Origin of the sequence: Streptococcus sp. 2018037 (assembly GCF_019754195.1) — a bacterium.
GTDB lineage: Bacteria > Bacillota > Bacilli > Lactobacillales > Streptococcaceae > Streptococcus > Streptococcus hashimotonensis.
On the sequence record NZ_JAIJZQ010000005.1, the window covers coordinates 16480 to 32776 of the forward strand.

17 protein-coding genes are annotated in these 16297 nt (G+C 41.0%); all 17 read right to left on the bottom strand.

Annotated features, from left to right (window positions below; all coding sequences use genetic code 11):
- Positions 1-8: 8 nt before the first annotated feature.
- Positions 9-3422, bottom strand: a complete 3414-nt coding sequence (locus K5Q29_RS10650) for a phage tail spike protein (protein ID WP_260619119.1) — start codon at positions 3420-3422, stop codon at positions 9-11.
- Positions 3422-4924, bottom strand: a complete 1503-nt coding sequence (locus K5Q29_RS02980; RefSeq protein ID WP_221876947.1) for a distal tail protein Dit — start codon at positions 4922-4924, stop codon at positions 3422-3424. The genes K5Q29_RS10650 and K5Q29_RS02980 overlap by 1 nt, the downstream gene beginning before the upstream one ends.
- Entirely contained in the window at positions 4921-8283 is a 3363-nt protein-coding gene (locus K5Q29_RS02985; RefSeq protein WP_221876949.1) for a hypothetical protein, read from the bottom strand. Before K5Q29_RS02985 ends, K5Q29_RS02980 begins: the two co-directional genes overlap by 4 nt.
- A 19-nt stretch (positions 8284-8302) precedes the next feature.
- On the bottom strand, positions 8303-8890 hold the full coding sequence (locus K5Q29_RS02990; protein WP_105116263.1) for a Gp15 family bacteriophage protein: 588 nt from the start codon (positions 8888-8890) through the stop codon (positions 8303-8305).
- A complete protein-coding gene (locus K5Q29_RS02995; RefSeq protein ID WP_016056172.1) occupies positions 8890-9258 on the bottom strand; it encodes a hypothetical protein in 369 nt (122 codons plus the stop codon). Before K5Q29_RS02995 ends, K5Q29_RS02990 begins: the two co-directional genes overlap by 1 nt.
- Before the next feature lie 21 nt (positions 9259-9279).
- The gene (locus tag K5Q29_RS03000; protein ID WP_014736082.1) at positions 9280-9738 is read right to left on the bottom strand and encodes a phage tail tube protein; all 459 of its coding nucleotides are present in this window, start codon (positions 9736-9738) and stop codon (positions 9280-9282) included.
- A 4-nt stretch (positions 9739-9742) separates the two neighbouring features.
- Positions 9743-10150 (bottom strand): minor capsid protein, encoded by a 408-nt coding sequence (locus tag K5Q29_RS03005; RefSeq protein WP_221876951.1) that lies wholly within the window; start codon positions 10148-10150, stop codon positions 9743-9745.
- Positions 10150-10500, bottom strand: coding sequence for a minor capsid protein (locus K5Q29_RS03010; RefSeq protein WP_221876953.1), 351 nt, complete (start codon positions 10498-10500; stop codon positions 10150-10152). The genes K5Q29_RS03005 and K5Q29_RS03010 overlap by 1 nt, the downstream gene beginning before the upstream one ends.
- Positions 10500-10826, bottom strand: a complete 327-nt coding sequence (locus tag K5Q29_RS03015) for a putative minor capsid protein (RefSeq protein ID WP_221876954.1) — start codon at positions 10824-10826, stop codon at positions 10500-10502. The genes K5Q29_RS03010 and K5Q29_RS03015 overlap by 1 nt, the downstream gene beginning before the upstream one ends.
- A complete protein-coding gene (locus tag K5Q29_RS03020; RefSeq protein ID WP_221876955.1) occupies positions 10816-11211 on the bottom strand; it encodes a hypothetical protein in 396 nt (131 codons plus the stop codon). Before K5Q29_RS03020 ends, K5Q29_RS03015 begins: the two co-directional genes overlap by 11 nt.
- Before the next feature lie 43 nt (positions 11212-11254).
- The gene (locus K5Q29_RS03025; protein ID WP_221876956.1) at positions 11255-11482 is read right to left on the bottom strand and encodes a hypothetical protein; all 228 of its coding nucleotides are present in this window, start codon (positions 11480-11482) and stop codon (positions 11255-11257) included.
- Positions 11475-11717: a hypothetical protein gene (locus K5Q29_RS03030; protein WP_029751991.1), complete on the bottom strand. Its 243-nt coding sequence runs from the start codon at positions 11715-11717 to the stop codon at positions 11475-11477. The genes K5Q29_RS03025 and K5Q29_RS03030 overlap by 8 nt, the downstream gene beginning before the upstream one ends.
- 10 nt (positions 11718-11727) lie before the next feature.
- On the bottom strand, positions 11728-12600 hold the full coding sequence (locus tag K5Q29_RS03035; protein ID WP_221876957.1) for a hypothetical protein: 873 nt from the start codon (positions 12598-12600) through the stop codon (positions 11728-11730).
- A gap of 12 nt (positions 12601-12612) precedes the next feature.
- Complete coding sequence (locus K5Q29_RS03040) at positions 12613-13170, bottom strand: phage scaffolding protein (protein WP_221876958.1); 558 nt, start codon at positions 13168-13170, stop codon at positions 12613-12615.
- A 146-nt stretch (positions 13171-13316) separates the two neighbouring features.
- Positions 13317-14465, bottom strand: a complete 1149-nt coding sequence (locus K5Q29_RS03045; protein ID WP_221876959.1) for a phage minor capsid protein — start codon at positions 14463-14465, stop codon at positions 13317-13319.
- Between the two features lie 2 nt (positions 14466-14467).
- Positions 14468-14716, bottom strand: a complete 249-nt coding sequence (locus K5Q29_RS03050) for a hypothetical protein (RefSeq protein ID WP_221876960.1) — start codon at positions 14714-14716, stop codon at positions 14468-14470.
- A complete protein-coding gene (locus K5Q29_RS03055) occupies positions 14703-16292 on the bottom strand; it encodes a phage portal protein (RefSeq protein ID WP_221876962.1) in 1590 nt (529 codons plus the stop codon). Before K5Q29_RS03055 ends, K5Q29_RS03050 begins: the two co-directional genes overlap by 14 nt.
- Between the last annotated feature and the right edge of the window lie 5 nt (positions 16293-16297).

A 16297-nucleotide genomic window follows, 5' to 3' on the forward strand; every position in this document is an offset into this window, starting at 1 on the left:
ATCCCTTTCTACCCAACATACCGTATGACATTCATGTCGACATTGAGATGATATTGTTCAGTCCTAAATTTACCAATCTGTACAGAGGCAGTAAAGATACCATTGTCTATATGAATAACACCTTGCGAAATGTACATAACTTCTTTACCTGCCGAAAACATAGAAATTCTATCGCTTGACACTTTAATGGTTGAGCTTGCATCATTCTTACCGATAATCAAGCCCTCGTTAGAGCTAGTCATATAAGTATCAATAAAGGTCTTCAGCTCTTTAAAACCTCCAAACTGCGTGACCAACAACTCAATCCGTCTACCAGCCTCTGCCAAATCCGCTTCTGCTTTCGCTTGGCTATCTGCATTTGATTTTACAAATGATTGATAAGCTTTCTCGAGGTCACTAAGCGCATCCATAGACGCCTTTGCTTTAAGCTCTGCATCAAGTATCTGCGCCCGCTCGTTTAGTAAATTGAGTTGCTCTTGGGTCAATGCTTGGTCGGCTTTTACACCAATGCGGTCTGCAATATCCGAAGGTGACTCCTGGTGGCTTGTTGCCACTAACCCTCTCTCCAACATTAAATCTGTTAGGACGACATCCCCTGTTATACCGCCATGGAAGATGATAATGACACTAATGGCATCACAAGCTTTGGGGATTGTGAAGGTCAATGCTTTTCTCTCAAGGCTAGTCTTAGTAAATTTACTGTAGGTGCGTATGGAACTAGCAGGAATAATCTGTCTAACATCAAACAAATGATTGTTTATAATCACCATCAATCCGCTATCGTTCCCCTCTCGCCCCACTACATCAAATGACAGAGTAATTTTTTCCTGTTCCGATAACTGCATATCTTGTATTACTTGGAAAATACCTAAAGAATCAAGCGGAAGACCATTACTGTAGAGATGGATACACCCCTTTCGCCCTAACTGTGTTGCAAATTCTGGGACGGACCGCCAAGAAAATTGTTCAGCTCCCGAATTATTTTGCCAATAGGACACACCATCTACAAAACTGCTGTTTCGGAGATAGTTCCGTCCGCCAACTCGCATACTATTTGGATTCAGACCGTAATCCGTCGGGACAGTCCCTTTTTCCAGTTGAAATTTTCTTGCATATGGCACTACACCAGTCCCATAAACACCGTAGAAAGCCAAAAAGCTTTCGCTTAGTTCCATATTTCCTTCTGTCGGGGTAAAGGTCACATGATACCTCTTCCATTCCGTCGTAACACCGATGTCCGCATGGAGACCGCCATAGCGAGACCCCGACCCATTTTGCATATACACATGGACCGCTCCATCCTTATCTGCCTTTAAATCAAAGCTCAGAGTATATGTCGCCAGACCATGCTTATCAAAAACCTTTGCCAAGTCATAAGGCGTTCGCAAAAATTCCATAGCAGCAGGGTCTTTACTGATATAAACGGTCTCCTCATCTGTATCCGTCAGTAAATTAATACCACCAACTTCAATCTTCGCCCATCTATCCGCCCAGCGATACTTGGTCTTGTCCGTGCTATCAATTTGGTCATAGTCCGAATAGTGTCCAATGTACCGCTGACCATTATCAGACGTGGTCAGACCTGTACCATCTGCATTATCAGAATAAGCCCAATGAACTACGGGTGTTTGACCATTATCGCCTTGCGGTCCTTTAATATTCCCTACTAGCGCTCCAGCTGTGTACGACGGAGGAGTACTAGTTGGATTCAATGCAATAATGGGATACATTTTCCCAGACGGTGCTATAACTATTGAACCTATTGGAGGGAGATTGGCAGGGTTTGCGGTAGGTGTCAAATCGGATAAATAAATACCGGATTGGTTGGCACTCATTTCATATATTGAGGTATAAACCTTATTTCCATCACGCCCAGCGACACCATCATTGCCAGGGTCTCCTTTGGGCCCGACTCCACCATCTCGACCATCCAATACGTTTACAAACGTCAGCTCATCAACAGCTACCTCATCGTTACCTATGTATGCCGCTACCGTCAAAGTAGATGTATCTGTAACATCTGCACCACGGACGGTATATGTCATCCCCGTTTTAACAGCGCCATCCAAAGACCAGCGCCAAGTCACGTTGGCAGTCAGAGGCTTGCCACCCTTGTACAGGGTAGGAGCGACAACGCTCTGACCAATTTGGTTTTTAAAGATAACACCGTTGTCTGTGGATAACTTAATAAGGTAGGGCTTAGATGCCTCAAATAAGCGCTCAAAAGCTGCCTGTATCCCATCAGATAGATTGTTTTCAAGTGCCTTGAAGTTGGCAAAGGTTGTTTGGTTGCTTGCTGGATTGGTAAAACTGATTTTTTGATGTGATACCCTTGCTTGTACAAGCAAAATAGGAGTAAAGCCCTCATCATAAATCCTGATAGTATCACCAATTTCAACATCAATAAAACCATCCACTTCATAGGTCAATGCAGGATAGGCGTTTTTTCTAAGATTTGCAATAGCTGATGCCCTAATAACTGATGGACTATCACTATCAACCTCCATATCTTTCCTAATCCATTGGTCATTTGTGGTAGAACTGGTAAAAGTTGATGGATACATCTGCATTGACAATGGAGCGTAGAGCATATCTCCTTGCTGGTAAAACTCACGCACCCCATCCTTGTTATTTTCAGACCATTCCCCAAGGCTACCGATGGTTACAATTTCCTCTACTTCTTCCCCTTTACCATTTTTTACCGTTCGTTTCCCTGTTGGACGGATAGCATTATAGACACCTGTTTTATCAATCTTACGCTTGATTGATTTGAGATTTTTCCCATAAGTAAGCTGGATGTCATTTCTAACACGTCCTACCCCTTGATGGGTTGCATCGTTTTCATGATAAACATTGACCTTAAAGGCTTTGATAGAGCTATCTGCGTTTAGGTAAGTATCAAAATCAATCTCTGCATCAAACTTTTTGGCAAGACTTAGTAAGCGGGCAAGTTTGGTATCTTGCCCATCCCATTCAAGCGTGCGTTTTTGGTCTGAAATTTCATTGATACCAACGGAAAGATGGGTAAAATTTAACAAATCCATTGCATTACAATACTCAACAAAAGACATGGCTTTAGTAGCCTTGTATGGGTTAGCATATTCATTGATAAGCTCAAGATTTAGGTTTTCACAATAGCATTTGATGGTTTGCTCATTTTCCTCAACAGTCATCACATTAAATACATAGCTTTTGCCGAGGTATCTAAATGAGACAAAAGCACGCTCATTCAGTAAGTTATATGTTTTATTTATCGCTGTATCAGACTTTATAGCTTTCTTGTATACTGTAAATTCAAAAGTTGATGAACCTGTTTCTAGGCTGCGTGTCCAAGTGTCATCATAGTAGTTTAAAGTTTCTTGTTTATCGTTATCAATAAATGCTACTTTTCTTAGATTTGCATCATGAATTGTTAATAGCATCACAACCACCTTTCTTCAAATTCTACTTTTACAGTCGGTTTATTTTTTACCCAGCTCGAGCAATAAATTTCCAACTGTGACTCTCCTTTTGGTATAGACAGTCTCCAACTAGACCCATCAACTAAATCAGAAGATTTAGACAACCCATCGACAGTTACACTATCGTTCTCACAATTAACAACGACATTAGACCCTATCATATAGCGATTAGGAATATCCTTTGTTCCCTGTACAAAATCTTTACGATAAACGATACTATCAATATAAGCATGATGGATGGCTGGTTTTCCTCCTACTGCACCTATTGAAACATGTATCTTAGCGGACTTTTTACCTTTTATTTCTGGTATGGTAAATACTGGATAACTACCCCACCAAAAAACCTGCACTTGGTCATCATTTCGTTTTATATCTGACCACCCTCTTTCGGCATTAAACGGGTTATCACTATCAAGATGAGTAGCATTAAAAGTCCAACGTTTTAATACATTAAATCCTCCCTTACCATCTGATGCCAAAAAGTTGTACTCACTTTCTACACCAATAGAGCGTTTATATGTCTCAACTCCATATAAAAACTGTCCTTTTTCGTCAGATACCATAACTTTAATAAAGCCGTATTGATTGACGGCACCAGCCCAAAATATCTGCCTCCACCAGATATATTCATTAAGCGCCCCAGTTTGACCCGCGCTATCCAATGGTATATCCCAACTAATCGAACCAGCATGGTTAGGTCCGACACCAGCTCCACGATTACCCAAAGCTAAATGCGGACGACCAAATTCATTTTTTATATATAGTTGGGTATCAAACGATTGTGAGTTGTCATTTAAAATAGCCACATTTTTCTTCCCATCAGCAAAACCCTTGATAATTCCATTATTGGAAACATAATCAAATAAGATTTCTGACTGTTGGTAAGTCTGGCTATCATCCTCCTCGATATTACCTAGCTCAATTGCACCAGTACTATTAACAATGCCGATATAACCATTTTCTGCATTATGCTTAACAGTAATGATTGGATTTGCTGGCACATTTCCATCATTTCGTAAGTTAAGCACCATCTTTTCGCCTGTTACAGTTGCATTATCAAACTTACGATAAGTTGAACTATGAGCAACGCCATCTGGTATGAGTAACTTAAATTCTGAGCGCTGAAACCAACGTGTTAGGTTATCTGGTGTAATATCATCCACAGGTATTCCCATATAATATTTATCTGGCTCATCCCCATAAACAATTCTTACTGGCTCTGTCACATCAAGCACACCAGCTAACTCATGCTTTAGTTGTTCTAAAATCATTACATCGCTATTTTTCATGTCAAATTTGATGATGTGTTCTTTAGCTCCACGTTTCACTTGCTGGATATTAACCCCTAAAGAAGGAGCGTCATCAGTTGTTACGCTCCTTTTGTTTCCAATTGGGCGGATAATCTCTGTAATTCGCAAGTAGCGCGACAAATCAACACCGTTGAATGTCATTATTGCTGTCATGTGATTATTCCTTTCATTCTGTTCTCTCTGCGTAGTTGCTCAGCTTGATAACTACTAAACTTATCCCCTGTTTTTGCAACCAGAGTGCCGTCATCAAGTCTCATTTCTGCTGGTCGTTCTACAGCTTTTTCTGCAACATCTAGAGCTTTCGCCAAAAGTTCATTACTCTTTTCTTTAGCAACCTCAACGGTAGCTTTAATAGCACTCTCAAGGTCTGATTTGACCTGTACAACCTTAGATAGTTTCGTTTTACCAACACCTATCACATCCTCTGCCTTGTAATTAAAGGCGTTAATATGCTCATACATACCATCCATAGCTTTGTCAACATACTTAGTATTTTTCTCGATACCAACAGCAACACCCATCGGCAAGAAACGACCAATTGCATCACGGAAAAGTCTTGATGGTGAGTGGATTTGCGCCTTGGCTTTTGCTGCTCGCTCCGCTTGTGCTACCAATGCATTTGCAGCAGCGGTAACAGAACCGATAGATAACATCATCCCCTGCGCTAAACCTTGACTTATCATGCTACCTACCACACGCATAGAACTCACGCCCTGCATACCTGTGTCACGGATTGCAATCATCATAGCACGCATAGCACCGCCAGCTTGACCGATTCCAGACCGAATACCTGTAACAACACCTTTGGTTGTACCGTCCCCTGCTTGTTTACCAGCCTGTATCATCTGATTGGCGGATAAACTTATTGCATTTACTATCTGTGTCATGCCACTTTTTGTACCTGATACCGCCAGTTGAACTCCTGCGACAAGCATAGACATTGCGCTAACCGCAACATTTCCTAAAGATGCTAAAGAACCAGAAGCAATAGCACTTACTGATTGCACTGTCACCAAACCTTGAACAATAACACTCAAAGACGAACCAGCGCTAGTAAGTCCGCCAGATGTTGCTCCGATAGCCCCCAATCCAGCGGCAACCGCAGCTAAACTTGCTCCCATATCAAGTAGATTAAGTTTGGTTATACGTTCTATCCCCTGCGCTAATTGATTGAAACCTTTACCTGCATTTAGAGCTGCATTGCCAATACTGTCAAAGATACCTGCAATGCCATCCAAGACATTACGAATGGCAGAGCCAAATGACTCCACAACCCCACCAACGCTATCTAAGATAGATGTGATTTGTTCACCAAGTGTTTTGAATAGGTTTGCGATGCTGTCAATGATTGGGCTAATCTGACTAATGAGATTGTTGAATGCCTCAACCAATGCTTGCAACACTGGCGCTACCGCCTGCACCATCTCACTAACTGCTGGGATAAATGGAGAAAGAGCCTGTATAATCTCCACAATAGATTGTGATACAACTGTTACGACCTGTACAAAGGCACTTGAAAGGATTTCAACCATCGGTGTAACTGCTGTAACAATATTTGCCACGCCTGTTGTGATTGCTGTTACAATCTCACTAATCGCTGTACCTAGTGCTGTAATCACGGGAGCAAGTGAGCTAAAAGCTCGGATAATCATACTAATTGCTGACCCAACCGCAATGATGGCTGGGGTCATCATGTTAAATGACTGAGCAATAATCGGTAGCACCCCTGCAACGGTAACAATCGCCTCTGCAAAAGCCCCTATGACCATGCTGGCAAATGTGCCAAAGGCTGTTCCAACTGCCTCAATGATGATAGCTACACCCTCTCCTTGACTTGCCAGTAGGGCAAAACCTGCTGCAATGATAGCTATACCTGCACCGATACCAACTGCGGCTATACCAACTGCTGCGCCAAATGATAATAGAGTTGCTGGGTTTAGACCTCTCAACCCTTGCATCAAACCTTTTAGAACTGCTCCTATCCCTTTCCCGACACCCTCAAAGGTTTTACCCAACCCCTGAAACATCTTACCCATACCTTGAAAAGTGGACTTTAGGGCATTTCCTGCGGTCTTAATGACATTAGAGATGCCGCTAAAAACCTGTGAAATAGTACTTTTGGCTCTCTTGATACCGCCTGTTGCACCATCTATCGCCTCTTCTGCTCCTTTTTTGAAAAAGCTGAATGGATTGAAAGTTTTTAGGAAGTTAAAAGCCTTAAAGGCTACCAATGCACCACCGATACCAGTTACAACACCACGCCAAGTGTCGCCACTCATGGATTGGGAGAATTTAGCTACTGCCTGGATGATTTGAGCGATAAACTTAACAACATGCCCAGCGGCTACTCCGATGGTTTCCCACGGAATAATGCCAGATAGTTTTTCTGACAAATCTAGCCCTGCTGTTAGTAACTCTGACAAGGCGCTTGATACCGCCTTGATAGCCCCCGTTTTCTCAAAACCTTGGTAAAAGCCTTGAAAAGCCATCACCATGTCACTAATCGAAAAAGTGATTAGGTCAATGACCTTTGTAACGCTATTTAAAGCATCTTCTTGTAATAGACCTTTTAAACCGTTAACAAGAGCAGGCTTAGCGCTGGCTATAAAGGTAGACAGAGCCGTTGGGAGACCTTTAAAAACATTAGCAATCATTGGGATAAAGTTCCCAAAGAAAAACGTTGAGGCACTTTCTGCCAATGCCTGCAATGGCTTAGTAATATCACCGCCTGTTGTCAAGTTTCCGAGGAAATCGTTAAAAGCCCCTTTCATCATTGACAAAGAGCCAGAAAATGTTGTGGAGGCTTCTTTCATTGTTGTACCTGTAATATCAAGTTTTTTCTGGACAACAGAGATAGCCTTTACCATGTTGGCGAAAGACATATTGCCTTCTTCAACCGATATACCAAGCTCATCTTGTATATCTTTATAAGAGGAGGCATCCTTAATAAGCCTTTCCATTTCTGCCTTAGTACCACCATACCCTAGTTTTAAGTTGTCTAGCATAGCGTAGTTACCACGAGCCAAAGATTGATATGTGCCAGTAATAGCCTGCATATCAGTACCCATCTTGTTTGCGTTATCGGACATGTCTGTCATGGCTCTGTTTGCCAATTCAGCAGCTGCCGCCGTATCTCCGCCTAAAGAAGAAATCAAACTAGCAGAGAACGAGGTTACGTTTTCCATGTACTCATTTGCTGAAAGCCCTGCTGTCTTATAGGCATTGCTTGCATAGTTCTTTACGGTATCTGCTGAGTTCTTGAAAAGAGTATCGATACCTCCAAGAGACTGTTGCAGTTTCGCTCCCTCATCAATAGCTGATGAGAAAACACTTTTGACAGCTCCGCCAAGGGCTGTAAATCCACCCATTAAAGCACCGCTAACTAGATTTGCACCCAACATTGATTTGAATGTTGAGCCAAGCCCACCTAATGCACCTTTTAACTTTTCAATGCCTCCCTGTGCTTGTTTACCGTCTAGGTCAACCGAAATGGTTACTTTTCCATCTGCCATGTGTTACCTCCTTTCCCTGTTAAATATCGGGTAATGCGTATTCTTCTTGCAGTTCACGCATCCTTTGTTTTTCCTTAGTGCTATCCCCTTTTGAGGGTTTCCAAGCCCTAATTTTCATCACTTCAACAAACTTTGTGCCATCTGGCAATCCAGATAGTAAAGCATTGAATTTTTTCCAATGCAGCTTACCTTGTTCCTCAATCAAATCAATATTATAGGCTTGCATAAACGATGAAAAAATGTACTCGCCATCATATTTGATGCTAAACAAGGGTTTATCATCGCTTTCTAGGTCATCTTTTGGTTTTTTAGGCATCACATTTCCCTCAATGTCATATCTATCAACCTCATCAATAGCTCTAGTGACTTGTATGTGCTTTTCAAATATTTCTGCATAAATTGCTAAAGCCTCTTCTGTATCCATATCTTTAAAAGTCACATCATCAGTTAGTTTTGCCAGCGCTAACTTAGGTTTTAATTGTGGTGGTATTTCTTTATTTCCCCACATATCAAAGACCCATAAGACCCTATCAAACGATAATAAAAGCTGATACTCTATGTTGTTGAGTACCAGCTTGTCATCCATTTTTTTGGAAATATCAAACATTATTCAGCAAGATACTTCTTAAATGTTTCATCGTTTTCTTGTTTTTTCTTAGTTTCCATGATAGCCTCTGAAATCTGCAAGAATACCTTGAGATAAGCCCAAGTGTTTTCACTTGCTTCTTGGTAGATTTTGGCTGGGGCATCCGCATCAAACATTGTGCTAAAGTATTCATCCAGCAACTCTTTGATGTTCTTACGATTTTCCCACTCATCGCCCTCTTTTATGTTGTCAGCTTTAGTCTGCAACTCGATAGCTTTTTCAGACACTTCTTGTGATTTTGCGTCGGTTGGAACGAACTTCAAAGAAAGCTCACCGATGTTGAAAATGATACTTTCATCATTTCCTAACAGATTAAAAGTATTTGCCATTTCTATTTCCTCCAAAAATTCTTATCCACCCACACCTGCAATAATTGGTTTCTTAATCCACTTAAGTGTGCAACCAAACTCTTCGTAGCTTGTTGCATCTCCAGAACCAGCTTTGATTTCAGAAACATTTGCGACTTGGGTATAAGTTTTTTTCTCATTTGACTCTGTCACACGATGCCATACACGACGTGCATCACCAGTTTCGTACTTCATCGCTGCAATCATAGCTTGAGCGGCATCATCTGGGTCGTATGACCCAGAAACAGAATATGCGCCAGAGACACTAATGACGGTTTCTTCTGGAGTCCCATCACCGTCATAGTAACCAGTATCATCCGTTTCTTCATCTGTTTCATCATCGATAGTTTCAATGTACTTGGCTAGTCGTTTCCAAGCACTCTCGTCTGGTACTTTAGTTGGATTTTGGGGGTCAAATGGCGCAATCTCATGTTTGCGCTTGGCGTTTTTATTTCGTACCATTGTGTCATCCTCCTGTGATTTCTAGTTTGGCGGTTACTTGCATGGAATAAACAAAGTAACCTTGTTCATCCTTACCGTTGATACCGGGTTTATCTACTTTCAACGATAAGAAAGTATAAGAGTTGTCTGTACTGGGTAAGTCAATATCAAATGATGATAGGTCACCGTTGATAAGCCAGATAGTATCAATTGCTACTGCGTTTGATTTACTCTTTACAGCAATTTCAAATGGTAGTGATACCTCTCTAGTACCATCCATGTACTCTTTATCAACAACTCCACCACTTAAAGCATTGATAACTAAATCATCTTTATCATCTTCAAAATAATCTAGCCTTGCCTTTAGTGGTATATCCTTGATGTTGTTAATGTGTGCCAATAGCACAATTTGAAAGTTTTGGTTGTTTTGCATTACCTTATACCCATTCCTTTAATAGCTGCCTTTTTCAGTCTTTCTATGTTTGCTTTTAATGGCTTATCCCATCGGCTACCAGTACCTGGCGTGGTGTACTTTCTAAATACAACAATCCCATTAGTGCCATGAAATTGTGCTCTAGCATAGACCGTGTTATAGCTCGCATCTCCGTTAGGCTCTACACGCCCAGAGGCTCTTAAAGCCCCTCCACCTGCCCTAAGAGGCACTGAGCTATCCATAATAAGCAAAGCCTCGCTACCTGCGGCAATCTTGCCACGTTGCATAGCTTGAGGCGACACTTTTCTCTCTACACCATCAAGGTTTACTGTTACTTTGACATCAGCCATCAGATAACCTCTATCTCATAACTAAAGACTTTACCATTAAGGTAATTAGGTTGATAACCTGTTACAAGGTAATCACGCTCCCCATCATTTACAATCGCACCCAGCCAACTATCATCAACTGTCACATTTGCAAACTTAGGGTAAATGTAAACAACGCCTACTTTCTGTCTGGTTTTAGAGTTGTTAGTACCTATAATTGCCACCGACCTATCAAACCTTACTGGCTTAATATCCAATGGGTCAGAATATGTTACATCTCCAAAATCATTTTTGCCCTCAACCTTACGGACTTTAACAACGTCTTGTAATAAGCGTTTATCTATCATAATCAACTCCTACAACTAGGCTAAAGCCAGCTTGTTTTAGGGCGTTTTCAGCATCCAAGCAGAGGTTAAATTGCTGACCTGCTGAAATACGATGTTGACCACCATAATCAATTTTTGTGCGACCAATAGAAACACTTGTCATAGCTTGTTTTTCATCGGCTGTCATGATGCCAGAACTATCCAGATAAGCAATCTGAAATGCCATAGCCATCTTGACAGCAGATTTGCGATACTCAATCTCTTTATCAAAGTCAATGTACTTTTGGTAAATACCTTGAGTATAGAGATTGATAGCAATTTCTGCTCTTTTAGCCAGCTTGTCAAAGTCAGTCACATCATCAAAGCCTAAATCTTTAACAAACTCATCTTTAGTTAAATAAGGCATGTGCCACCTCCCTTTGAAAATAAAGGGTGTTGCCACCCCTTATCTATTCAGCAGCATCTTCTGATGCTTTAGTATTAGCTTTTTTATTGCGTGAGGCTGGTTTTGTTTCCTCCACCAACTCTAAAACGGCATCAACATCAGGGAATGTTAGCTTGAGGTCTTTATTGACTTGTTCAGCATAAGCTGGTTCAAGTTCAACAACTTCTCCCTCTGCCACATGGATACCCGGTGTTTTTAGAGTGAGGTTTTTGGTAGCTTTGTATTTATTCATCAATAGTTACTCCGTTACTCTCAAGCAATTCAAGGACTTCTGGCTTTTTGGCATTGTTTGGTACTTCTAGACCGTGCGCCTGTGCAATCTCAACAAGTTCTTTGATTTTTAGTTTGCTCAAATCTGATTTTGTATCTTCTACCAGTTCCTCAAAACCATCCGCAATAAGCTGTACCTCAAGTTCGCTACCCTCTTGGACAGTATAGACTTGGTTTTCTTTGATGTACTTTTTCATCCGTTACCTCCTACGCTGATTTATGTGAAACGTAAACCCCATCTTCTTGTGATTTCAGGACAAACAAATCATGATACAAACGGTTTTGGTACAAGTATCCATCACCCTCTGTATGTTGACCCGGTGCAAAGAGATAGATAGAGTTAAATTTAGCTTTGGCAACAATAGCTGTCTTAGCGACAATCAAGAAATTGATGTCTTTGCCTCCACCAGCTTTAACAAACCCTGTTGTGAAATCAAATTGAGTTTTGAAACGTGCATCATCCCAAACCTCGATAAGTTGCACTCCGTCTAGTGATGTAACACGGGTATCAATCCCTTGCGGTGATGTAGTAGCAATTGAACGTGTAAAATCTTTAGAACGCTCTAGGGCATCCATTACCTCACTAGAAACATACATTACAAGGTTAGATGCACCAAATTTACGCATTGGCAAGATAGCAGCTTTCAAAATGCTATAAACACTTTCTGGGGTAATGCTATCCTCTTGCTTGAAATGGCTACCATTGATTGCTGCTGTTGCAATCTTAGAAAAACGGTACGCATCAACTTCTGGTGTTGCATGTTCTGAAATGAAAGTGTTTGAGATATTAGCCGCTGAAAGCTCTTGATTTGTTTCATCAACATCTGCTGAATCAACAAAGAACTCAACATCACGGTCAAAACCAAGAGTGTAAACATTCTTGTCATTTGATACTGTTCCAGCGTTGTAACCTTTAGAACGTGTATGGGCTTTATAGCCTGTTACTGAAATGGTTGGGAGTTCAAAAGAACGTGCGCCAAGCCAGTTGACTTTAGGGGTTTCAAGGATTGCCGTTAAAGAGCCCTGCATTAGTCGTTTTTCAAACGCTCCCTCATGTTTAGTAATGTAGTTAATTGACATAACTTCCTCCTTTTATTCTGTTAGCCCTAGAGCCTGTGCAAAGGCATCTGGTGCTGGGTCAGTCGCTGCTGGATTTCCAGTAGCAACGATGTTTGGGTTAGGTTTGCCATCATCTGCTTTGAAAAGATAGGGGTCACTTTCCTTTAGACCGTTGAGAATTTCATCTAGTTTGGGGTTGCCATTTTCGTCAAGTTCGATGGCATCAACATCAATGAACTTCATCAAGGTTGATGGATTGTGTGCGGTGGTATCTTTCAATGCAAGATTGATAGCGCTGACCTTTTTGGTTTGTGCAAGTTCAGCAGCTGCATCGGTTTTGAATTTGTCGTATTCTGCTTGCAAGGTCTTGATTTCCTTTTGTTGTTCAGCACTCATGCTTGCATCAGCTTTCAACTTTTCTATCTGTGCCTCTGTGTTCTGCAATTGTGATTTAAGGCTATCTCGCTCTTGTGTGATAGTTTCCAAGGCTGATTTATTAGCATTTAAGTCTTTGCCATGCAAAGCAAATACATCTTTAGCCTGCTCCTCTGTCAATCCAAGTTTGAGTAGTTCCTCTGTTGTAAATGCCATTTGTACCTCCTTAGTTCTTTTTTAGGTGGACAACTCCCACCAAAAAGCAAAATATTATTTACTATTTCAGTTTACTTTGGATGAAATGGGATTTTTTACGGTTTTAGCCACAAAAAAAGGGCTACTAAAAGTAACCCTTTTGATAACTAAACGTATATACGCTCTCTAGTGTAATCACGGCTTAAAAAGTCATGGTTATCAATAAGAACTCTGATTTTACCTTGATAAGCTCTAACTTTAAGCCTTTCAGCTTGTATCAGCTCATCATCCCCCATTGTGTGGGCGTAATGTAACCTTTCTTTATGGTTCTTAATGGTACGCTCTAATGCTCTTTGTTTAGCCTCGATACGTGCATTTTCTTCTGCTTGTTCTGGTGTTAGGTCTTTAAGATGTTCTGGTAAGTCTGGAATAGTATTTACTCCAACAATAAACGGTGTCAGATAATGTCCACAATGGACACCTAGACAACCACCAGCAGTACCAAAGCCATAATCTAGCAAAGAGTAAATTGTTATGCCATTTTCTACTCTACCCATCCCTTTTGTGACAATCTTACCCTGTAATGGGGCGCAAGCAGCTCTAGCACTTGCTTTTATTGAATAATAGAAAGTATCTATGCCTAGTTCTTCTGCTGGTCTAGTACGCATGTCATTATAGACCCTGTATGTTGTTGTTTTAATGATTGCCCTAGCATAGCTATCCGCTCTCCACTCCCTGCCAGCACTATCCTTGAAACCAGTAAATCCCTTTTTCTGCCATGCCATGATTGTATCATTTAAGGCTCTATCACCAGTCTTTGTACCAGCCACCACTTGTGCTACTGTCTGCTCTACTACCGACTTAAAAACAGCCTGTATGCTTGCTGGTAGGGTTGAATTGATAAGATTGAGGTCATTTATAGCTTGTTGTGTGTAAGCTTCTAGGGCATCTGTTACACCGTTTCTGATTTTGCCATCTGGAAACTTGCCCATATCCTCCTCTAGCTGTTCTTTGGTATCCTTATAAACCTTTAGCCCCTCATTAGCTATAACCTCCCGTAAAAGCTCCTCTGCAATGCCTGTACGCTTGACAATGATTTTTAGATTGTCCTCATTTAGCATATACATATCATTTAGCTTTTCCAGTTGCCAAATATAGGGATTTTCTGCTAGGTCTGCACTGCCACGCCTTATCAGTCGTTCAATCATACTATCAAACAACTCTATTTGCATCTGGGCATAAATATCACTCACGGCTTGCATCTGTAATGATAGTTGCTGGTCATTGATAGTTGGGCATTTCTTTGTATCGCTCATGATTAAGCCTCGCTAACTACCTCATAGGTTTCATTAAAAATATCTGGTTTGCATGGGTAAAACTCACCATGCACTCCTTTAATAATATAATCACCCTTTTGGGCTACCATATCTCCCTCAAGTGTTGGTATTATGATACTTAAATCAGAGCATAAAGTATTTTTTCCAATAAATTCTCTAATTTCTTCATAATTTGAGCCTGTAAATCTAATAGCCTCGATTACAACTGGTTTTTTCTTATACTTCGCCATCATCTTCTCCCTCTACTGTATCTTTACTGTTTCCTACTGTGTTTTGTTGACCTTTACTGTATAAAGCAAGCTCTGCATCGCTCTCTGGTGGTAATTCTCCATTGATTTCAGCAAGTTCTTTGGCTGCCTCATCTTCTGTGATGCCTAGGGTTTTCGCAATACCTCGTTTCTGTGTGGCAAATCCAGCAGCTACCATTTTCATCCAGTAATCAAGTTCTGCATGACGGTCAGTAAATACCCCGTCATCAAGATTTACAGAAATATCATCAAGTTCTGGTATCTTACCACTATACAAACCAACAGCCTTGCCAAGTTCACACATGGACACACAAAGCTCTTTGATGGATTGCTCCACCAATGCAACAATGCTATTACGCATTTGGTATGTATCAGAGTTTTCACTTACAATCTCTGTTGCCGTCTTAACTCCTTGACCATCAAAGGTAAACATGCCACTAGATACACCTATCTGCATTTCAAACAGTTTAAGCCCCTCTGAAATAGCTGAAATGTAATCACTTGAGCGGATAGGTGTTGTAAGGTCAACAATCCCCCCGCTATCCATATTACCTGCTCCAACTTGCATATACACATTTTGCTCCACTTCAAAGCGGCGCTTGAATGTAATTTCTCCATGGTTATCCTGCACCTTTAATTGTGTCATTTGCTCTGGCACAATCACGCGCCTTTGCCCCATCTTAATCTCCCACATAAATTCATCATAGGTACGATTGATGAAATCAATGGTTGTTTTGGCGTTATCAAAAATGGATAGCCCCAATGGGCTATTGATGTCTTTATTGTTCATCCCTGGGGTCTTCAAGTAGGTAAACAATGGGCGTGACAACCCTTGTATTGGTGTTACTGGTTGCAAATCTGGGTATAACTCACTCAAATTCACACGCTCCCCTAATGTGCCGTCTGATGTTGATTTATATAGCTCGTTGGTGATACGGTATAGGCTCTTATCTTTTGTGCTACCTACTTCTTTTCCATCTGGTGTTACCCACTCATGGAACTCAACAAGGGTATAATACACATTCTTTCTGTTCTCGGTTTTGATAGTCTTGGTTAAGATAGCAGCACTCGATACATCCTGCGTATTGCTTTGTAATGGCAAAAAAACTGGTGCTTGAATAAATGCCACACGGATTTTATCGCCATCAACATAAGGGCGCATAGCAAGTCCACCAAGTGCCAATGCACTCTCTAAATAACGTTCAAAATTCTTATTAAAGCGGTCATTACCTAGCATATCACTCAAGAAATCATTAAGTGTTTCATCCTCTGCTGAAATCTCTGCTTGTTCGTTGTAAACAAGGCTGGCAATCTTTTTAGCTGCTGTACGTGCAATAGGCAAATGTTGCATCTTTCTACGCTTTCTATCGCCATCTGTGTTGATGTACTCAATATCATCAAACTTAGACTGATAGTAAGATAGATTGTGTTGTATTCTGCTAAATTCTGCTTGTGTAACAGCTACCTTTGGATGGTCTAGGATGCTACTTAAATGTGATGTCGTCATGTTATACCTCCCACGGTTGAAAAAGTCCTTTACTTTTTGAATTAGGCTCATGTTTG